Origin of the sequence: Rodentibacter heidelbergensis (genome assembly GCF_002000125.1) — a bacterium.
GTDB lineage: Bacteria > Pseudomonadota > Gammaproteobacteria > Enterobacterales > Pasteurellaceae > Rodentibacter > Rodentibacter heidelbergensis.
Genome location: NZ_MLHH01000005.1, coordinates 116,668 through 134,276 on the forward strand (window position 1 = coordinate 116,668; position 17,609 = coordinate 134,276).

The window sequence follows — 17,609 nt, forward strand, 5'->3', positions numbered from 1 at the left end:
TGAGTTAACGCCATAAATAAGGTAAACTACCGTCCCGTCTTTAGTAGCTAATCTTCTTCAATTTTTGACCGCACTTTTGTGAAATGTCTCGTAAGATGATTAGCTATCATCATTTCTATCCCAACAAAAATAGGTTTCCTATGGCTACAAATTATATTTTCGTCACAGGCGGTGTGGTTTCATCGCTCGGTAAAGGTATTGCAGCGGCATCATTGGCGGCAATTTTAGAAGCACGCGGTTTAAACGTTACGATTATGAAACTTGATCCCTATATCAATGTGGATCCGGGGACGATGAGCCCGACTCAACACGGTGAAGTGTTTGTAACACAAGACGGTGCGGAAACCGATTTGGATTTAGGTCATTATGAGCGTTTCATTCGTACAAAAATGACGAAACGGAATAATTTCACCACCGGTAAAATTTATTCGGAAGTATTACGCAAAGAACGCCGTGGTGATTACCTTGGTGCAACCATTCAAGTGATTCCGCATATTACTAATGAGATTAAAGATCGTGTGATTGCCGGGGCGCAAGGCCATGATGTGGTGATCGTGGAAGTGGGCGGAACCGTAGGGGATATTGAGTCTTTACCGTTCTTGGAGGCCCTGCGTCAGCTTGCGGTGCAAGTGGGGCGTGAACATACGCTATTTATGCATTTAACGCTTGTGCCTTACATTCCAACAGCCGGTGAAGTTAAAACCAAGCCGACCCAACATTCGGTTAAAGAATTACTTTCCATTGGTATTCAGCCTGATGTGTTGATTTGTCGTTCTGATAGAATGATTCCGCCAAATGAACGGGCGAAAATTGCACTGTTTTGTAATGTGCCGGAACGTGCGGTAATTTCATTAAAAGATGTGAATTCTATCTATCAAATTCCGGCATTATTGAAATCGCAAGGCTTGGATGAGTTTGTTTGTGATCGTTTTCGATTAAATTGCCAAGAGGCAGATCTTTCCGAATGGGAACAAGTGCTTTATAAACAAGCCAATCCGGTGGGGGAAGTGACCATTGGTATGGTGGGCAAATATACGGAATTACCAGATGCTTATAAATCGGTCAATGAGGCATTGAAACACGCCGGATTAACTAACCGCTTAGCGGTGAATATCAAATATATTGATTCGCAAGATGTAGAAACCAAAGGGGTAGAGGTGCTTCAAGGGGTAGATGGGATCCTTGTACCGGGTGGTTTTGGTTATCGTGGTGTGGAAGGAAAAATTCGTACCGCACAATATGCCCGTGAGAACAATGTGCCTTATTTAGGGATTTGTTTAGGGATGCAAACAGCGTTAATTGAATATGCCCGCAATGTGGCAGGGTTAGCCCAAGCCAATTCTTCCGAGTTTGATCGTCATTGCGAACAGCCGGTGGTGGCACTCATTACGGAATGGCAAGATGCTGACGGTAATACGGAAGTCCGTTCCGATCAATCTGATCTGGGTGGCACTATGCGTTTGGGGGCGCAGCAATGTCATTTGGTCGAGGGAAGCCGTGCACGCGAGTTATATGGCGCTGAAACCATTGAAGAGCGTCATCGTCACCGCTATGAGGTGAATAATGTTTTACTGCCACAAATTGAAAAAGCGGGATTGAAAGTCACCGGTTTATCTGCGGATAAAAAATTAGTGGAAATCATTGAAGTACCAAATCATCCTTGGTTTGTCGCCTGTCAATTCCATCCGGAATTTACCTCAACACCGCGTGATGGACATCCGCTCTTTGCAGGCTTTGTAAAAGCGGCTTACGATAATCATAAAAAATCGGTTTAAAAACTAGATTGAATAATACTCAGTGATAATAATGGGCGAAGAATTATTTTCTCACCCATTTTTTTTCGATATAGCTACAAGTCGGATGGAGATCCAATTGTTTTTCTGTGATAAACCCGACTAAGGCTTGATAAAGTTTATTGGCGATGCCTTGGCCTCGCAGTTGGTTGGATACGAAAGTGTGATTGGCGTTAATTTTGTTTTCTGTTTCGTAAAAATAAGTGAGTTTGGCAATTTTTTCGCCTTGTTCATTGAGAATAAAAAATTCACCTTGTTGATTTACTTCCTGATGCTGGATTTTCATTTTTTGCTCCATTCTTCGCTGAAATTAGGATCGGTGGCAAAATCAGCAGTATCACTTGGAATAGCTTTTTCTTCCGATGCCCATTCGCCGAGATCAATAAGTTGACAACGCTTACTACAAAAAGGACGAAATGGGCTTTGGGCGTGCCAAGGAACCGGTTTGCGACAAATTGGACAAGGTACTTCAAGGATTTCTTCGGACATTTCTTCTGACATGGGATGCTTGTGCTTGTTGTAAATAAAAACGGTGTAATTCTAGCACTTTTTGTTTTAAGTGCGGTAGATTTTCAGCGAGATCTTTGTCATTGTTAATGATATCCGTCGCCCATTTTAACCGCTCTTCCCGGCTCACTTGTGCGTTCATAATACGTTGAATTTGCTCAAGATTATTTTGATCCCTGTTCGCTGCTCGAGCAAGTTGGGTTTGTGGGGTGACATCAACCACAAGTATTCGCTGACAAAGCTCAGTCAGGTTATTTTCAATCAGCAGTGGGACAACAAACAGGGTATAGGGCGAAGTTTGAGCAGAAAGCTGTTTTAACATTGCTTCTCGAATGGCGGGATGTAACAAATTGTTCAACCAATTTTTTTCCTCTTCATTAGAAAACACCCGTTGACGCAAGGCGGAGCGGTTGAGTTCACCATTTTCCAATAAAACGTTATTGCCAAAATGTTCGACAATTTGTTTCAGTAAAGGGCTTCCCTTTGCCACGATTTCACGGGCGACAAGATCTGCATCGACAATCGGCACACCGAGTTCGGCAAATAAATTGGCAATGGTGGTTTTACCGCTGCCAATGCCCCCAGTGAGACCTACAACATACGTCATGACAATTCCTTATAAAGAATAATTAAATAGCCATACTACAAAAGTTGAAACACAGAGAAAAGGTGCAAAAGGTAAAAACGTGTTTCTTTTTTGACAAATGAGCGCAAATACTATGCCGAGTAAACAGGCTATGAGCAGAAAATACGGTAGATGTTCCAAAGGCAAGTAGCTGCCAATCCCTAGCGCAAGCCAATAGTCCCCTTGTCCGAAGGCTTCTTTTTTATAGAGCCATTTTGCTCCCCAATAAATCCCATAAAAAACAAGGAAAAAAACGACCGCACTTTGCAGGCTTTCTTCCAGTGTTAAAAATGAAAAGGATTGAGTTGCCCCCATTAGCCCGAGGGTGGTTAGCCATAGGCAAGGGGTTGGGGAAATGAGTTGGTATTGCCAATCCAGATAGGCGATAGCCCAAAGTAAAATCACAGAACTGCCCAACCATAAAGCCAAAAAGGGATTATCTGTGAGGTTGATTAAAGCGGCGAAGACCATGCCGCAACAGAAAAAATACCTCAAAATATGACCGCACTTTTTCCTTTGAATTGCGGCAAGATGGGGACGAAATAGTGGGGGGCATTGAGGGAATAATTCAAGGTAAGTATGGTAAATATCCCTTTGTAAGCGCTCAATAAAATTTGCAACATAAAGCCATAATAGGATGCCGACTATCCCACCGAGTAAAAAGGCAGAAAATAACATCATTGTACGACTGATCCCATATTAAAAATGGGTAAGTACATACCCATCATCATCACGCCGATAAGGCTGCCAATAATCACCATCATTAAAGGCTCTAGCATTTGAGAGAGAAGATCAATGTGATGATTAAGTTTTCCTTGATAATTTTCCGCAATATGTTGCAACATCAATGCCAATTTTCCACTTTTCTCACCAATTTGGAGCATTTGCTGGGCTTCTAGAGGAAAAAGATGGCTACTGACACTGTCTGAAAAGCGATAACCTTGCGAGATCCAGTGTAAAATAGAACGCACTTCGGTATCGAGAAGGTGATCTGTTGTCATTTGCTGGGTTTGCCAAGTGTGTGTAGAGGACAGAAAACTGTTTAAGGCTTGATTTAGCGGTATGCCGGCTTGCAACATCATCTGTAAACTTTGCGTAAAATTCACTAAACGGGAAAGTTGTTGAATACGCCCAAAAACTGGCATGGCAGAAATGAAGCGGGATTTTTGCCGTTGAAACCACAGGGAATGTTTTAAAGTTAAGGGATACATTAGGGCAGAGATGAGAGCAAATACAAGCAGAATATAAGCCTTATCTTTGAGAAAATCGGATGCGGCGAGCAATGCAGCGGTTAATACAGGTAGCTCACTATCATTGCTTTGATACATTTCGGCAAATTGAGGCACGATAAAAAGTAAAAGGGAGAAGCTAATCAATAAAGCAATGCCTAATACCATCGCTGGGTAAAACATAATTTTTTGTAACTTTCGTTGCAATGTGAGGGCGGCTTGACGGTGGCTGGCAATTTTGCCACAAACCATAGCGAGTTTGCCTGTCATTTCACCCACTTGAATGAGTTGAATTTCCTGTTGAGTGAGATATTTGCCTTGCTGTTCAATACCTTGGGAAAAAGACAAACCGGCCTCAAGGTGATGTATAAGGTTTTCTAACCAAATATTTAAGGCGAGCTGTGTACAATTTTGCTGTAAAATTTGTAAGCTGTTTTTAAGTGGAATTGCCGATTGCAATAAAGTCGCCAGTTGGTTCAATAAGTTGCTAATTTCTGCTTTCTTCGGTTGGTAATTGAGTTGCCAATTGCGTTGTAATTTAAGGTTGCTTAGTCCTCGATTTATCAATTGAAATTGAGCCTGCTGAAAGGATTCGGCAACAATAGAGCCTTTTTGCATTTGTTTTAAGGCATTTTGTCCTTGGAAATAAAAAAGTTTTTTTGCCATATTATTCCCTGCCTAAAACACGATAAATTTCTGCTTTATCGGTAATCCCTTGTTTCACTTTTTCCAATCCACTTTGCAGAAGATGCGCAAAATCGGTTTGATAGCGGTTTTGTTGCCGGGATAAGAATTGATAAACACCGATTCTTCCCAGATAACCTTGATGGCAATCGCAAGAATGTTGAGAAAATTGACCGCACTTTTGGCAACGTTTTCGCACAAGCCGCTGTGCAATGACTAACAATAAGGTACTTTCAATTTCATGTTGCCCTATCCCCAGTTGTTGCAAGCGTGAAAGGGCCGAAGGGGCATCATTGGTGTGTAAAGTTGAGAGAACTAAATGTCCGGTTTGTGCTGCCCGCAGCGCCATGGCGGCACTTTCTTCATCTCGAATTTCACCCAGCATAATAATATCGGGGTCTTGTCGTAAAAATGACCGTAGTAAACGACTAAAATCCAACCCGATTTGAGGGTTTATTTGGCTTTGGATAATACCTTCTAATTCAATTTCAATGGGATCTTCTGCCGTCATAATGTGTTTATCCGGTGTGTTGAGCCATTGAAGTGCGGTGTAAAGGGAAATACTTTTTCCGCTTCCGGTTGGGCCGGTGACCAAAATCAATCCCTGTGGTTGGCGAAGTGCTTGTTGAAAGGCCTGTTGCTGTGATGTGGTCATACCTAATTCGGCAAAGCTAAATTGTACCGGTTTATTTTGTTGTACCCGAAGTACGACTTTTTCTCCCCAGTGGGTCGGTAGGGTAGACAGGCGAAAATCAAGCATATCGGAAAAGGTCGTTTTAAATTGAAAACGTCCGTCTTGTGGCAAGCGGGTTTCACTGATATCCAGTTTCGCCAAGAGTTTTAAACGGGAAATCATCCGATTGGCTAAATTTTTACTCAGGGGCGCTTGAGGTTGTAGCAGACCGTCAATCCTAAATCTCACGAGAAAATGGTTCTGCTGCGTTTCCAAATGAATATCTGAGGCATTTTTTTGCAGGGCTAATTCAAAAATATGATTTAATAATTGGATAATCGGTTCATCATCGTTTTTTTCGGTTTTTTCTTGTTCTTGGGGATGATAGAAACTGACTTGTTCTTCCACTTGCATGGATTGTGGAGCAAGTTGTTGTAGCAGATCTTTAAGATGAGCCGTTTCAAGCAGTACAGGCTCGACCAATTTTCCGCTAAGAAAAGCTAGAGTTTCACAGGCACAAAGATTGGAAAAGGAATCAACAGCAAGCCATAACTGGTGGGGTTCTTCTTTTAGCGGTAAAGCAAAATAACGTAAAAAGAGAGTCTGTTGCTGTTGATTACGTTCCCATAAATCGGGTGGGATCAGGAAAACCTCGCCATTTTTTGCGGTTGCTCGGTGGGCATGAAGTAAAGCATAGTCTGTCATCTTGTGCAAAATCCGGCAGGAAATAATGCCGCATCACCGGTACAATCCGTTGTCCAAGTGATGCCTCTTGTATTGTCGCCACTTGCTGTGAGGGTATAGGCTACCCCGTCTAATGTTCCATTGCCGATAACACTAATGACCCCGCCATTGGTATTAATGCTTTTAATATAACCTTTTGCGGTGGTGATATCCGCACTGACACCATTTGCGCCTCCGCTACAATTTGTTGTCGCTCCCGTACCATAAACACAAAGCTCAACATCCGATTTAAAGGGTGCAGAGGCTTGCAATAATTCGGACATAGCCGCCTTTTTAGTATAATTTTGATAAGAGGGAATAGCGATCGTCGCAAGAATTGCGATGATGGTAATCACAATCATTAATTCGATAAGTGTAAATCCTCTTTTTAGTTTTGGCTGGGAGATTGGTTTCATTGGTTTTCCTTGATAAATAGGCGTTAAACGAAATGGGTGAGCCCATTGTGTAAAAGGAAAAAAACTTTGTAAAATTGACCGCACTTTTTCTGCGATAGAGATCGTAAAAATAGGGAACAATCATGAAAAAACAGCAGTGTATTGAGAAAGGTTGGCTGGTAAATTGCCGCAAGGTTTCTTCACCTCATTTTGATGAACGTTTAGATGCGGAAGATATTTCTTTATTGGTGATTCACTATATCAGTTTGCCGCCGGAACAGTTTGGCGGAGGCTATATTGATGATTTTTTTCAAGGTAAATTAGATCCCATACTTCACCCCTATTTTGAAGAAATTCACCAAATGCGGGTTTCTGCCCATTGTTTGATCGACCGTCAGGGCGTGATTACCCAGTATGTCAATTTCAATGATCGGGCATGGCATGCAGGTGTTTCCTGTTTTGAGGGGCGGGAAAGATGCAATGATTTTTCCATTGGAATTGAACTTGAAGGCAGTAATGAACAACCTTTTACTGAAGCTCAGTATCAGTCCTTACAAGTGTTGACAAAATGCATTATGGCAGCTTATCCAAAGATTACGCGAAAACGTATTGTCGGGCATGCGGATATCTCACCCGGGCGGAAAATCGATCCCGGTCAATATTTTGATTGGGCGCGTTATTTAGATAGCATTACTGTTCAGTCTAAAAAATAAACAGCCCATTTTTCCCATTATTCACATTATAAGAATAACGCAGAATTTTTTATAACTTATTGAATTATAAATTGTTTTTTTTAAATGCTGATTGGATTGAATGGGCGGGTGAGAAGTTATCCAATAGGATTCATTTTGCCAGCCACAATGTTATCCACAGAAATACTGAATAACTCACAAGAGGGATAAGAGCTTGGTATTTTTTGTGGCTTTCTTTTAATAATGAGTTTTTTTTGATCAAGCTTTGTTGAAATTAAGTACGATTTCTTTTGGTAAAGATCGTATAGGCTGAAAAAATTATCAATATTGACTGAAATGAGGAATAAAAAGGCGTTTAAATGATTTCTACACAATTTTATTGAGGTTGATGACAGCTTTAGCCACAGTTTTATCCACAGGATCTTTGCTGAAACCGTATCATCCATCGCCCTTTGGTTGATAAAAACGCCAATTTATGAAACAATCCGCAGATTATTTTTATAAAAATTTAACTAAGGTAGAACAAGCGTGGTCGATTTTGATGGCTACCGTCCAAATGTGGGAATTGTGATTTGTAATCATAAAAATCAGGTACTTTGGGCAAAACGTTGCGGACAAAATTCTTGGCAATTTCCACAAGGCGGCATTAATGAGAATGAAACTGCCGAACAAGCGATGTATCGAGAGTTATACGAAGAAGTGGGATTACAGCCGAAAGATGTTCGAATTTTATATGTTTCGAAGCATTGGCTACGTTATAAATTACCCAAACGTTTGCTCCGTTATGATTCTAAGCCCATGTGTATCGGACAAAAACAACGTTGGTTTTTATTACAACTGATTGCCGATGAAAAAACAATCAATATGAAAAGTACCAAATTGCCGGAGTTTGATGGTTGGCGTTGGGTCAGTTTTTGGTATCCTGTCCGACAAGTGGTGGCATTTAAAAAAGAAGTTTATCGGCGTGCGATGAAAGAATTTGCTTCCTTTTTGTTTTCCCGTGAGAAAGATAAGCCTATTGAGGCGTTGAAAACACGCGAGTCTAAATTTATTCCTTCGGATAAATCGAAACCTTCAAAACGCCCGTTTCACAAAAGGGGATAGGTGATGTTAACTTTTATTATCATTAGTTTGTTAGTCGGCAGTGTTGTCGGCTTTCTTGCAGGGTTATTTGGCATTGGCGGCGGTTTAATTGTTGTGCCTGCATTGGTTTATTTATTGCCGATGGTGGGTGTACCGGAACCTTTGCTGATGTCCACCGCACTGGGCACCTCTTTTGCTACTATTGTGATCACTGGTTTTTCTTCCGCACAACGCCATCACCAATTAGGTAATATTGTGTGGGATGCGGTAAAAATTTTAGCGCCTGTGATTATGATAACCGTCTTTATCTCCGGTTTATTTATCGGCAAATTAGATCGTGATATTACCTCAAAACTATTTGCCTGCCTTGTGGTGTATTTAGCGATCAAAATGGTGGTTTCCATTAAACCTCAGCCGGTTGAATCGACAAAAACACTGACAACAGGCTCTTCGATTATCGGTGGTATTTTAATTGGTATGGCATCAAGTGTTGCCGGAATTGGTGGGGGCGGTTTTATTGTACCTTTCTTAAATTCACGGGGTATTGATATCAAAAAAGCCATTGGATCTTCTGCTTTCTGTGGCATGCTGCTTGGCGTATCCGGCATGTTAAGTTTTATAGTCAGTGGTTGGGGAAATAGCGCCATGCCGAATTATTCCCTCGGCTATGTTTACTTACCGGCAGTTTTTTGTATTACGGCCACCTCATTTTTTACTTCCAAATTAGGCGCAAACGCCACTGCCAAATTGCCTGTTCCTACGCTGAAAAAAGGCTTTGCATTATTACTCATTGTGATTGCGGTTAATATGTTTCTTAAATAAGGAAAATTATGCATCAATATTTACACCTTCCCTATTTTGATCCCAGCATTTTTACTTTTGGTGATAGCAACATCGGTCTGCGTTGGTATGGCTTGATGTATCTATTGGGCTTTATTTTTGCCCGTTGGTTGGGGGTTCGCCGAGCAAATCGTCCGAATAGCGGTTGGACGGTTGATCAGGTAGATAGCCTGCTTTTCAATGGTTTTATGGGCGTGTTTTTAGGGGGGCGTATTGGTGATGTGTTCTTCTATAATTTTGATCATTTCTTACAAGATCCGCTTTATTTGTTCCGTGTTTGGGAAGGGGGAATGTCTTTCCATGGGGGATTGATTGGCGTGATTGTCGCCATGATTTGGACCTCTTATTCACAAAAACGCCATTTCTGGCAAACAGCGGATTTTGTCGCCCCTTTAATTCCCTTTGGTTTAGGATTAGGACGTATTGGTAACTTTATTAACCTTGAACTTTGGGGGCGTGAAACCAATGTGCCTTGGGCGATGATTTTCCCTAATGATCCGCTGTTATTACCCCGTCACCCTTCGCAACTTTACGAAGCCTTTTTAGAAGGTTTTGTGCTTTTTGCTATGCTCAATCTCTTTATCAAAAAGCCACGTCCGATGGGATCGGTTGCCGGTTTATTTTTGATAGGCTATGGTCTGTTCCGCTTTATCGTGGAATATGTACGAGAGCCGGAAGTGGAGGCTTTCCTTGGTATAATGACCCGTGGTCAAGCCTTGAGTTTACCGATGATTATCGGTGGCGCATTGATTATGGGCTGGGCTTACATGCGCAAAAGTGCGGTGAAAAATTAAGGCGTTTTTATGAAACAATATCTCGAACTCTGTCAGCGTATTATTGATGAAGGCGAATGGATTGCCAACGAACGCACGGGAAAACGTTGCTTAACAGTGATTAATGCGGATTTAGAATATGATGTGGCGAATAACCAATTTCCCCTCATTACTACCAGAAAAAGCTATTGGAAAGCCGCTATTGCGGAGTTTTTAGGTTATCTTCGCGGTTATGATAATGCGGCGGATTTTCGCAAGCTCGGTACCAAAACTTGGGATGCCAATGCCAATGAAAATGCCGCATGGCTTGCTAATCCTCATCGTAAAGGCACTGATGATATGGGCCGTGTTTATGGGGTTCAGGGGAGAGCCTGGCGTAAACCAAACGGTGAAACAGTAGATCAACTTCGCAAAATTGTGAACAATCTCACTCGAGGAATTGATGATCGGGGCGAGATCATGACATTTTTCAACCCGGGGGAAATTGATTTAGGCTGTTTGCGTCCTTGTATGCACACGCACACCTTCTCCCTTGTGGGCGATACCTTGCATCTTACCAGCTATCAGCGCTCTTGTGATGTCCCACTCGGGTTGAATTTTAACCAAATTCAAGTGTTTACCTTCTTAGCCTTAATGGCACAAATCACCGGAAAGAAAGCAGGCAAAGCGTTTCACAAAATTATTAATGCGCATATTTATGAAGATCAACTGGCGCTCATGCGTGATGTGCAATTAAAACGTGCGCCTTTCCCTCTGCCAAAATTGGAGATTAATCCTGATATTAAAACCCTCGAAGATTTGGAGACTTGGGTCACCATGGATGATTTCAAAGTGATTGGTTATCAATCCCACGAAGCGATTAAATATCCTTTCTCTGTATAAGGTAAAAAAGTGCGGTCGGATTTTGATGAGAAATTTATGCGCCATGCCCTGAGCTTGGCGGATAAAGCCGAAGCCTTAGGTGAAATTCCCGTGGGGGCGGTGCTGGTGGACAGCGAAGGGAATATTCTCGGGGAAGGTTGGAATCTCTCCATTATTGAAAACGACCCGACTGCCCATGCGGAAATCGTCGCATTACGCCATGCGGCAAAAAAGGCGCAAAATTATCGTCTGCTGAATACCACCCTTTATGTGACGCTCGAACCCTGCACTATGTGTGCCGGGGCGATTTTACACAGCCGAATTCAACGCTTGGTGTTTGGTGCGCCAGATTATAAAACCGGTGCGGTGGGTTCTCGTTTCCACTTTTTTGATGATTATCAAATGAACCACAGTGTAGAAATCACCGGCGGCGTACTGGCGCAAGAGTGCGGTGAAAAATTAAGTGCTTTTTTCCGTAGAAGACGGGTGGAGAAAAAAGCAGAAAAGATAAAAAACAATCCATAGTTTTCTAAAAAAGCCATCTTCCCTCCCATTATTAACTAAAAGTAAAAACACCTATTCCAATTTCTCTCTTTATTTTCTGTTTGACTGCCATCATAATTTTGTCTATTTAAACCTGACCTATTTTAGGGGGAAATATGAGCAAAAAAATGCCTGCACTATTTGTCGGACATGGCAACCCAATGAATGCAATTGAGCCGAATAACCCTTTTAACCAAAATTTCGCACAAGTAGCGGCGTCTTTTGAGAAGCCGAAAGCTATTTTGTGTATTTCGGCACATTGGTTTAGTCAAGGGCTAGAAATCATGGGAAGTGAAAATCCCCCGATGATTTATGATTTCTATGGTTTTCCTGAAGAATTAAGTCAGGTGGATTATCCGGCTCCGGGGAGTGCGGAATTAGTGGCGAGAGTGCAAGCATTATTACAAGATGAGGAATTACATATCAACCCAAATCGGGGTTTTGATCATGGGGCTTGGGCGGTGTTAATGCATCTTTATCCTCAAGCGGATGTGCCTGTTGTTCAGCTAAGTTTGGATCGTAGTAAATCGGCACAATGGCATTTTAATTTAGCCAAAAAATTAGCCCCTTTGCGTGAGGAAGGTGTGCTTATTTTAGGAAGTGGCGATATTGTGCATAATCTTGCCGTGATGAGCTATGAACATATGAATACTATCGGTGCGGCATATGATTGGGCCTTAACATTCCGTGATCAAATTAACCAAGCGGTGGTGGAAAACAACCTTGATGCTTTAGTGAATTTCGACCAATTCGGTGAACCAGCTAGCCTATCAGTACCTACACCTGAACATTATTTACCTTTACTTTATGTCATGGCATTGCGTGAAGATGGTGATGATGTGGTGATTTTCAATGATGTGCTAGTAGGAGGCTCTGTGAGTATGACATCGGTTTTACTTGGAAATAGTGCATTAAATTCACATCATAGACGATGAGATAGTGGCTTTACAAGTTATAGGCATCATGCTACTTTGCGCACGGTTCGGTTAGTCCGACGATAAGTTGTTTTACATTTATTAAGAGGAAATTTTATGTCTAATGCCAAAATCATTAGTGATTACTTGGATGTCGTGTTTAACCAAAAGGATGTGGTAAAAGCTGAAGCCTATTGGGCGGGGGATATGATCCAACACAATCCCGCTATGCCGAACGGTTTGGATGTTTTGCGTGGTTTTATTCAATCGCCCGATGCACAAGCGATGAGCTATGAACAAGGTATTATCATGGAAGACGGTGATTATGTTATGGTTCATGGTCGTTACAATAACTGGGCAGGGAAAACGATGTTAGCCGTGGATATTTTCCGTTTGGAAAACGGCAAAGTGGTCGAGCATTGGGATGTGATGCAGGAAGAAGTACCGGCAGAGAAAGCGGTAAACGGTCATGCCATGTTTCCAGTGAAATAATCTTATCGCCGTCTGAACACCATTTCAGACGGCATTTTTATCCAATTAATATGTGGTTTCTTTTTGTTCTTTGTTTTACAACGATTATTTTTTATCTTATCGGCAAACGTCCTGTTCGTCTCTTAAAACGAGGTAAGCGCTTGCGTTCTGAGTATATCGAAATACAAGAAAACAGGTTTTATCTTGAAGAAGTAGCTTTCTCTGACTACCATCAGGCACTTCACCATTATTTTTACTTAATCCCTCAATTTTCTAATCGTAGAGATTTACTGGAAACCAAATATAATTATTTGGATTGGACCGATACTATTTTGCGTTTTTCCGATTGTACGTTGCAATTAGTGCGGCGTATTGACAAAATTTTATTAATCAAAAGTCAAACCCCAATGAACATTAGCGAATTTGAACGTTTGACGAAAGAAATTTAAAACTCATTAAAAAACGACCGCACTTTAAAGTTGCCAGTCAATCTCAGACATACCTTTTTCTCTTAAATATTCATTGGTTTTGGAAAAATGTCGGCATCCGAAAAAACCTCGGTGTGCAGAAAGGGGAGAGGGGTGAGGAGCAGTGAAAACCGCATGACGGGTGCGATCAATCATACTGCCTTTTTTCTGCGCATGGCTTCCCCAAAGTAAGAAAACCAAATTCTCACGCTGTTCGTTGAGTGCGGCGATGACACGGTCGGTAAAGGTTTCCCAACCTAAATTAGCATGGGAGTGGGCAAGCCCCCGTTCAACAGTCAAAACCGTATTGAGTAATAACACCCCTTGTTCTGCCCACTTCACTAAGTAGCCATTAGCGGGAATTTGGAAACCGGGAATATCTTGATTTAATTCTTTATAGATATTCAATAGAGAAGGGGGAATAGCCACTTCCGGTTTCACGGAAAAGGCAAGACCATGGGCTTGGTTCGGGCCATGATAAGGATCTTGCCCTAAGATCACGACTTTAACCTCTTCAAATGCGGTGTATTTGAAAGCATTAAATACCTCTTCTTGCGGAGGATAAATGGTTTTTCCCCTTTGTCTGGCTAGGTGAACTTGTTTTAATGCCTGTTGAAAATAAGGTTGTTCTTTTTCTTTACCGATCACATCAGTCCAGGTTTTCATCATAAATCCCAGTAAGTATTGATTGCCCGCATTATAAATGAAATGTGATAGTCTAGGTAGGTGAGATTGATTTTAAAATGTCATATTTTTGTTAACAAAAATAGCCTATTTAGTGATGGTTTAATAAATATTTTGATTTATATCAAAAATCAAAAAATGCTTATAAAAAAATAACTTGTTCTCTATCAAAAGAATTTGAAGTCTTCAAAAATTTTGATAAAATTTGCACAGTTTTTATGATTATACAGAAGCCAATTAGGAGGCGATTATGATTAAAGGTATTCAAATTACTCAAGCAGCGAATGACAATTTGCTTAACTCATTTTGGTTATTAGACAGCGACACGAACGAAGCTCGTTGTTTATGTGCAAAAGGCGGTTTCGAGGAAGATCAAGTGGTTGCAGTAAGTGAATTAGGCCAAATCGAATATCGTGAACTACCGGTAAACGTCGCACCAACTGTCAAAGTAGAAGGCGGTCAACACTTAAACGTGAACGTATTACGTCGTGAAACCTTAGAAGATGCGGTAAACAACCCGGATAAATATCCACAATTAACGATCCGTGTTTCCGGTTATGCAGTGCGTTTTAACTCACTTACTCCGGAACAGCAACGTGATGTGATTACCCGTACTTTCACCGAAAGCTTATAATCTCAAATTGAATAAGAGAAACCCCGATGTTATCGGGGTTTTGTTTTTCTAAAACTCAGAAAAAATCTACCGCACTTTCCTTTCTTTCCTAGCGATTTTTATGCTTTTCGGGTAAAATCCGCCAGTTAAATTTAATGATTTTTTGAGAAAACCAACATTTTTATGAAGAATATTCGTAACTTTTCTATTATTGCCCATATCGACCATGGTAAATCCACCCTTTCCGACCGTTTAATTCAAACCTGTGGCGGGCTTTCCGATCGTGAAATGGAAGCACAAGTCTTGGATTCGATGGATCTTGAACGTGAGCGTGGCATTACGATTAAAGCCCAAAGCGTAACCTTAAATTACAAAGCTAAAAATGGCGAAACCTATCAATTAAACTTTATTGATACACCGGGACATGTGGATTTTTCCTATGAAGTATCACGTTCTTTAGCCGCCTGTGAAGGGGCATTGTTGGTGGTGGATGCCGGTCAAGGGGTAGAAGCGCAAACCCTTGCCAACTGTTACACTGCCATTGAAATGGATCTCGAAGTGGTGCCGATTTTAAACAAAATCGACCTGCCGGCAGCAGATCCTGAACGTGTAGCGGAAGAAATTGAAGATATTGTAGGCATTGATGCCATGGAAGCGGTGCGTTGCTCGGCAAAAACCGGACAAGGCATTGAAGATGTATTAGAAGAAATTGTGGCAAAGATTCCTGCCCCTGAAGGCGATCCTGAGGCACCATTACAAGCCTTAATCATTGATTCTTGGTTCGATAATTATTTGGGCGTGGTTTCCCTTGTGCGGATTAAAAACGGCACACTACGCAAAGGCGATAAAATTAAAGTGATGTCCACCGGGCAGGCTTATAACGTAGATCGCCTTGGTATTTTCACACCGAAACAAGTGGATACCACGGTATTGAACTGTGGCGAAGTAGGCTGGTTGGTTTGTGCCATTAAAGATATTTTAGGGGCACCGGTGGGGGATACTTTAACTCATCAACATCATCCGGCAACGGAGGTTTTACCGGGCTTTAAGAAAGTCAAACCACAAGTTTATGCGGGGTTATTCCCTGTCAGCTCGGATGATTATGAAGCCTTTCGTGATGCGCTTGGTAAATTAAGCCTCAATGATGCTTCATTATTCTATGAGCCGGAAAATTCAACGGCACTGGGTTTTGGTTTCCGTTGTGGTTTCTTGGGGCTACTTCATATGGAGATCATTCAAGAACGTTTAGAGCGGGAATACGATTTAGATCTGATCACCACCGCACCGACGGTAATTTATGAAGTAGAGATGACAAATGGCGAAGTGGTTTATGTGGATAGCCCCTCTAAGTTGCCGCCACTGAATAATATTTCTGAAATTCGTGAACCCATTGCAGAATGTAATATGTTGGTGCCACAAGAATATTTAGGCAACGTAATTACGCTTTGTGTGGAAAAGCGTGGGGTACAAACCAATATGGTGTATCACGGCAATCAAATTGCGCTGACCTACGAAATTCCAATGGGGGAAGTGGTGTTGGATTTCTTCGATCGCTTAAAATCCACCTCACGGGGTTATGCGTCCTTAGATTACGGCTTCAAACGTTTCCAAGCGGCAGATATGGTGCGTGTGGATATTATGATTAACGGTGAGCGTGTAGATGCTCTTGCGTTAATTGTGCATAAAGATAACGCTCAGTATCGTGGACGTGAATTAGTGGAAAAAATGCGTGAATTGATCCCTCGTCAGCAGTTTGATATTGCGATTCAAGCGGCAATTGGTAACCACATTATTGCCCGTTCAACGGTGAAACAATTGCGTAAAAACGTGTTGGCAAAATGCTATGGTGGTGATGTGAGCCGTAAGAAAAAACTTTTACAGAAACAAAAAGAAGGTAAGAAACGAATGAAATCTTTAGGGAATGTAGAAGTGCCGCAAGAAGCGTTTCTTGCTATTTTACATGTGGGTAAGGATAAATAAGGAACAATATGTCTAATTTATTTTTTGTGATTTTTTTAGCGGTAGGATTTGGTATTTGGAAAGCGTTGGATTATTTCCAATTGCCTAATACATTTAGCATTTTATTGCTGATTTTGACCGCACTTTCGGGTGTGTTATGGTGTTATCACCGTTTTGTTGTCGCCCCTAAGCGTCAGCGTCAAATCGCCCGAATGGAGCAACGTTCCGGTCAAGCGCTCAGCGATGAAGAAAAAGCAAAAATCGAACCCATTTCGGAAGGTTCAGAATTTTTATCTTCTTTATTTCCGGTATTAGCGGTGGTTTTCCTGGTGCGTTCTTTTTTGTTTGAACCTTTCCAAATTCCTTCCGGTTCAATGGAATCCACATTGCGTGTCGGGGATTTTCTCGTTGTCAATAAATATGCCTATGGGGTTAAAGATCCGATTTTCCAAAATACGATCATTGAAGGGGAAAAACCGCAACGTGGTGATGTCATCGTTTTTAAAGCACCGGAACAGGCTTTACTTCGTACAGGGCTTGGTGCAACCCGAGCCGCTTATGCGGAAAATTTAGCCTTAAGTTCAAAAGAGAATATGTCTGCGGTGGATTATATTAAACGTATTGTCGGGCAAGGTGGCGATCGTGTGATTTTCGATATGGATCAAAAAACCTTGAAAATTGTGTACGGTAAAGAAGGGAAACCTTGTGAAATAAACTGTGAAAGCAAAACCTTTGAATATCACCAAAATCCTACCAATCCGGCATTTCCAAATGAATTGGAATTGACCGAGCAAGGCGATGTGGTACATAAGGTGTTAATCAGCCCTTATCGCCGTTATTCCGGTCCGGAATTTTTCCCACAAGAAGGCAACCCTACAGCGGAATGGGTTGTGCCGGAAGGGCAATATTTTGTTATGGGGGATAACCGTGATCACAGTGATGACAGCCGTTTTTGGGGATTTGTACCGGAAAAAAATATCGTGGGGAAAGCCACTTACATTTGGATGAGCTTAGAAAAAGAACCGAATGAATGGCCGACAGGCTTGCGTTTCGAACGTTTCTTTACGGCAATTAAATAAG

At 41.6% G+C, this 17,609-nt stretch carries 20 protein-coding genes and 1 pseudogene; 13 read left to right on the top strand and 8 right to left on the bottom strand.

Translation table 11 applies throughout. The features are described from left to right. Positions 1-140 precede the first annotated feature (140 nt). Positions 141-1,775 (top strand): glutamine hydrolyzing CTP synthase, encoded by a 1,635-nt coding sequence (pyrG, locus tag BKK48_RS02780; protein ID WP_077426675.1) that lies wholly within the window; start codon positions 141-143, stop codon positions 1,773-1,775. Positions 1,776-1,818: 43 nt separating this feature from the next. On the opposite strand, the gene BKK48_RS02785 is transcribed toward pyrG, so the two are convergent. Genes BKK48_RS02785 through BKK48_RS02815 form a run of 7 tightly spaced genes read right to left on the bottom strand, consistent with a single transcriptional unit; the run spans position 1,819 to position 6,650 of the window. Continuing rightward, positions 1,819-2,079: a GNAT family N-acetyltransferase gene (locus tag BKK48_RS02785; protein ID WP_077426676.1), complete on the bottom strand. Its 261-nt coding sequence runs from the start codon at positions 2,077-2,079 to the stop codon at positions 1,819-1,821. After that, positions 2,076-2,282 (bottom strand): DNA gyrase inhibitor YacG, encoded by a 207-nt coding sequence (yacG, locus tag BKK48_RS02790; RefSeq protein ID WP_077426677.1) that lies wholly within the window; start codon positions 2,280-2,282, stop codon positions 2,076-2,078. Before yacG ends, BKK48_RS02785 begins: the two co-directional genes overlap by 4 nt. Continuing rightward, on the bottom strand, positions 2,263-2,907 hold the full coding sequence (coaE, locus tag BKK48_RS02795) for a dephospho-CoA kinase (protein ID WP_077426678.1): 645 nt from the start codon (positions 2,905-2,907) through the stop codon (positions 2,263-2,265). Before coaE ends, yacG begins: the two co-directional genes overlap by 20 nt. A 9-nt stretch (positions 2,908-2,916) precedes the next feature. Further along, complete coding sequence (locus tag BKK48_RS02800; RefSeq protein WP_077426679.1) at positions 2,917-3,606, bottom strand: prepilin peptidase; 690 nt, start codon at positions 3,604-3,606, stop codon at positions 2,917-2,919. Continuing rightward, positions 3,603-4,820, bottom strand: a complete 1,218-nt coding sequence (locus BKK48_RS02805; protein WP_077426680.1) for a type II secretion system F family protein — start codon at positions 4,818-4,820, stop codon at positions 3,603-3,605. The genes BKK48_RS02800 and BKK48_RS02805 overlap by 4 nt, the downstream gene beginning before the upstream one ends. 1 nt (position 4,821) lies before the next feature. Then, positions 4,822-6,216 carry a GspE/PulE family protein gene (locus BKK48_RS02810; protein ID WP_077426681.1) on the bottom strand — a complete coding sequence of 465 codons (1,395 nt, stop codon included), beginning with the start codon at positions 6,214-6,216 and terminating at the stop codon, positions 4,822-4,824. Next, positions 6,213-6,650, bottom strand: a complete 438-nt coding sequence (locus BKK48_RS02815) for a prepilin-type N-terminal cleavage/methylation domain-containing protein (protein WP_077426682.1) — start codon at positions 6,648-6,650, stop codon at positions 6,213-6,215. Before BKK48_RS02815 ends, BKK48_RS02810 begins: the two co-directional genes overlap by 4 nt. Before the next feature lie 122 nt (positions 6,651-6,772). Between BKK48_RS02815 and ampD the strand changes: the two genes are divergently transcribed. The 9 genes and pseudogenes from ampD (at position 6,773) to BKK48_RS02865 (ending at position 13,255) form a co-directional block, all read left to right on the top strand. Then, positions 6,773-7,342 carry a 1,6-anhydro-N-acetylmuramyl-L-alanine amidase AmpD gene (ampD, locus tag BKK48_RS02820; protein WP_077426683.1) on the top strand — a complete coding sequence of 190 codons (570 nt, stop codon included), beginning with the start codon at positions 6,773-6,775 and terminating at the stop codon, positions 7,340-7,342. 507 nt (positions 7,343-7,849) lie between these two features. After that, a pseudogene (rppH, locus tag BKK48_RS02830) lies at positions 7,850-8,318 on the top strand (RNA pyrophosphohydrolase); the annotation flags it as partial. Between the two features lie 110 nt (positions 8,319-8,428). Beyond that, positions 8,429-9,226, top strand: coding sequence for a sulfite exporter TauE/SafE family protein (locus BKK48_RS02835; RefSeq protein ID WP_077426686.1), 798 nt, complete (start codon positions 8,429-8,431; stop codon positions 9,224-9,226). 8 nt (positions 9,227-9,234) lie between these two features. After that, positions 9,235-10,038 (top strand): prolipoprotein diacylglyceryl transferase, encoded by an 804-nt coding sequence (gene lgt, locus BKK48_RS02840; RefSeq protein WP_077426687.1) that lies wholly within the window; start codon positions 9,235-9,237, stop codon positions 10,036-10,038. Positions 10,039-10,047: 9 nt separating this feature from the next. After that, complete coding sequence (locus tag BKK48_RS02845; protein ID WP_077426688.1) at positions 10,048-10,899, top strand: thymidylate synthase; 852 nt, start codon at positions 10,048-10,050, stop codon at positions 10,897-10,899. Between the two features lie 9 nt (positions 10,900-10,908). Then, a complete protein-coding gene (tadA, locus tag BKK48_RS02850; RefSeq protein WP_341860647.1) occupies positions 10,909-11,403 on the top strand; it encodes a tRNA adenosine(34) deaminase TadA in 495 nt (164 codons plus the stop codon). A 134-nt stretch (positions 11,404-11,537) separates the two neighbouring features. Beyond that, positions 11,538-12,356, top strand: coding sequence for a 4,5-DOPA-extradiol-dioxygenase (gene ygiD, locus BKK48_RS02855; RefSeq protein WP_077426690.1), 819 nt, complete (start codon positions 11,538-11,540; stop codon positions 12,354-12,356). 96 nt (positions 12,357-12,452) lie between these two features. After that, on the top strand, positions 12,453-12,827 hold the full coding sequence (locus BKK48_RS02860; RefSeq protein WP_077426691.1) for a nuclear transport factor 2 family protein: 375 nt from the start codon (positions 12,453-12,455) through the stop codon (positions 12,825-12,827). A 50-nt stretch (positions 12,828-12,877) separates the two neighbouring features. Further along, the gene (locus BKK48_RS02865; RefSeq protein ID WP_077426692.1) at positions 12,878-13,255 is read left to right on the top strand and encodes a hypothetical protein; all 378 of its coding nucleotides are present in this window, start codon (positions 12,878-12,880) and stop codon (positions 13,253-13,255) included. A gap of 24 nt (positions 13,256-13,279) precedes the next feature. On the opposite strand, the gene ung is transcribed toward BKK48_RS02865, so the two are convergent. Beyond that, positions 13,280-13,939 (bottom strand): uracil-DNA glycosylase, encoded by a 660-nt coding sequence (ung, locus tag BKK48_RS02870; protein WP_077426693.1) that lies wholly within the window; start codon positions 13,937-13,939, stop codon positions 13,280-13,282. 268 nt (positions 13,940-14,207) lie between these two features. Here ung and grcA point away from each other — a divergent pair, with 268 nt between their 5' ends. The 3 genes from grcA to lepB all read left to right on the top strand — a co-directional run bounded on the left by grcA (position 14,208) and on the right by lepB (position 17,608). Beyond that, positions 14,208-14,591 carry an autonomous glycyl radical cofactor GrcA gene (gene grcA, locus BKK48_RS02875; RefSeq protein WP_018357171.1) on the top strand — a complete coding sequence of 128 codons (384 nt, stop codon included), beginning with the start codon at positions 14,208-14,210 and terminating at the stop codon, positions 14,589-14,591. A 162-nt stretch (positions 14,592-14,753) separates the two neighbouring features. Next, the gene (gene lepA, locus BKK48_RS02880; RefSeq protein ID WP_077426694.1) at positions 14,754-16,550 is read left to right on the top strand and encodes a translation elongation factor 4; all 1,797 of its coding nucleotides are present in this window, start codon (positions 14,754-14,756) and stop codon (positions 16,548-16,550) included. An 8-nt stretch (positions 16,551-16,558) separates the two neighbouring features. Further along, complete coding sequence (gene lepB / locus BKK48_RS02885; RefSeq protein WP_077426695.1) at positions 16,559-17,608, top strand: signal peptidase I; 1,050 nt, start codon at positions 16,559-16,561, stop codon at positions 17,606-17,608. Position 17,609: the final 1 nt, after the last annotated feature.

Coding starts and splice junctions, on each gene's coding strand:
- pyrG (WP_077426675.1), top strand. CDS start 141: ATGGCTACAAATTATATTTTCGTCACAGGCGGTGTGGTTTCATCGCTC.
- BKK48_RS02785 (WP_077426676.1), bottom strand. CDS start 2,079: ATGAAAATCCAGCATCAGGAAGTAAATCAACAAGGTGAATTTTTTATT.
- yacG (WP_077426677.1), bottom strand. CDS start 2,282: ATGTCCGAAGAAATCCTTGAAGTACCTTGTCCAATTTGTCGCAAACCG.
- coaE (WP_077426678.1), bottom strand. CDS start 2,907: ATGACGTATGTTGTAGGTCTCACTGGGGGCATTGGCAGCGGTAAAACC.
- BKK48_RS02800 (WP_077426679.1), bottom strand. CDS start 3,606: ATGATGTTATTTTCTGCCTTTTTACTCGGTGGGATAGTCGGCATCCTA.
- BKK48_RS02805 (WP_077426680.1), bottom strand. CDS start 4,820: ATGGCAAAAAAACTTTTTTATTTCCAAGGACAAAATGCCTTAAAACAA.
- BKK48_RS02810 (WP_077426681.1), bottom strand. CDS start 6,216: ATGACAGACTATGCTTTACTTCATGCCCACCGAGCAACCGCAAAAAAT.
- BKK48_RS02815 (WP_077426682.1), bottom strand. CDS start 6,650: ATGAAACCAATCTCCCAGCCAAAACTAAAAAGAGGATTTACACTTATC.
- ampD (WP_077426683.1), top strand. CDS start 6,773: ATGAAAAAACAGCAGTGTATTGAGAAAGGTTGGCTGGTAAATTGCCGC.
- BKK48_RS02835 (WP_077426686.1), top strand. CDS start 8,429: ATGTTAACTTTTATTATCATTAGTTTGTTAGTCGGCAGTGTTGTCGGC.
- lgt (WP_077426687.1), top strand. CDS start 9,235: ATGCATCAATATTTACACCTTCCCTATTTTGATCCCAGCATTTTTACT.
- BKK48_RS02845 (WP_077426688.1), top strand. CDS start 10,048: ATGAAACAATATCTCGAACTCTGTCAGCGTATTATTGATGAAGGCGAA.
- ygiD (WP_077426690.1), top strand. CDS start 11,538: ATGAGCAAAAAAATGCCTGCACTATTTGTCGGACATGGCAACCCAATG.
- BKK48_RS02860 (WP_077426691.1), top strand. CDS start 12,453: ATGTCTAATGCCAAAATCATTAGTGATTACTTGGATGTCGTGTTTAAC.
- BKK48_RS02865 (WP_077426692.1), top strand. CDS start 12,878: ATGTGGTTTCTTTTTGTTCTTTGTTTTACAACGATTATTTTTTATCTT.
- ung (WP_077426693.1), bottom strand. CDS start 13,939: ATGAAAACCTGGACTGATGTGATCGGTAAAGAAAAAGAACAACCTTAT.
- grcA (WP_018357171.1), top strand. CDS start 14,208: ATGATTAAAGGTATTCAAATTACTCAAGCAGCGAATGACAATTTGCTT.
- lepA (WP_077426694.1), top strand. CDS start 14,754: ATGAAGAATATTCGTAACTTTTCTATTATTGCCCATATCGACCATGGT.
- lepB (WP_077426695.1), top strand. CDS start 16,559: ATGTCTAATTTATTTTTTGTGATTTTTTTAGCGGTAGGATTTGGTATT.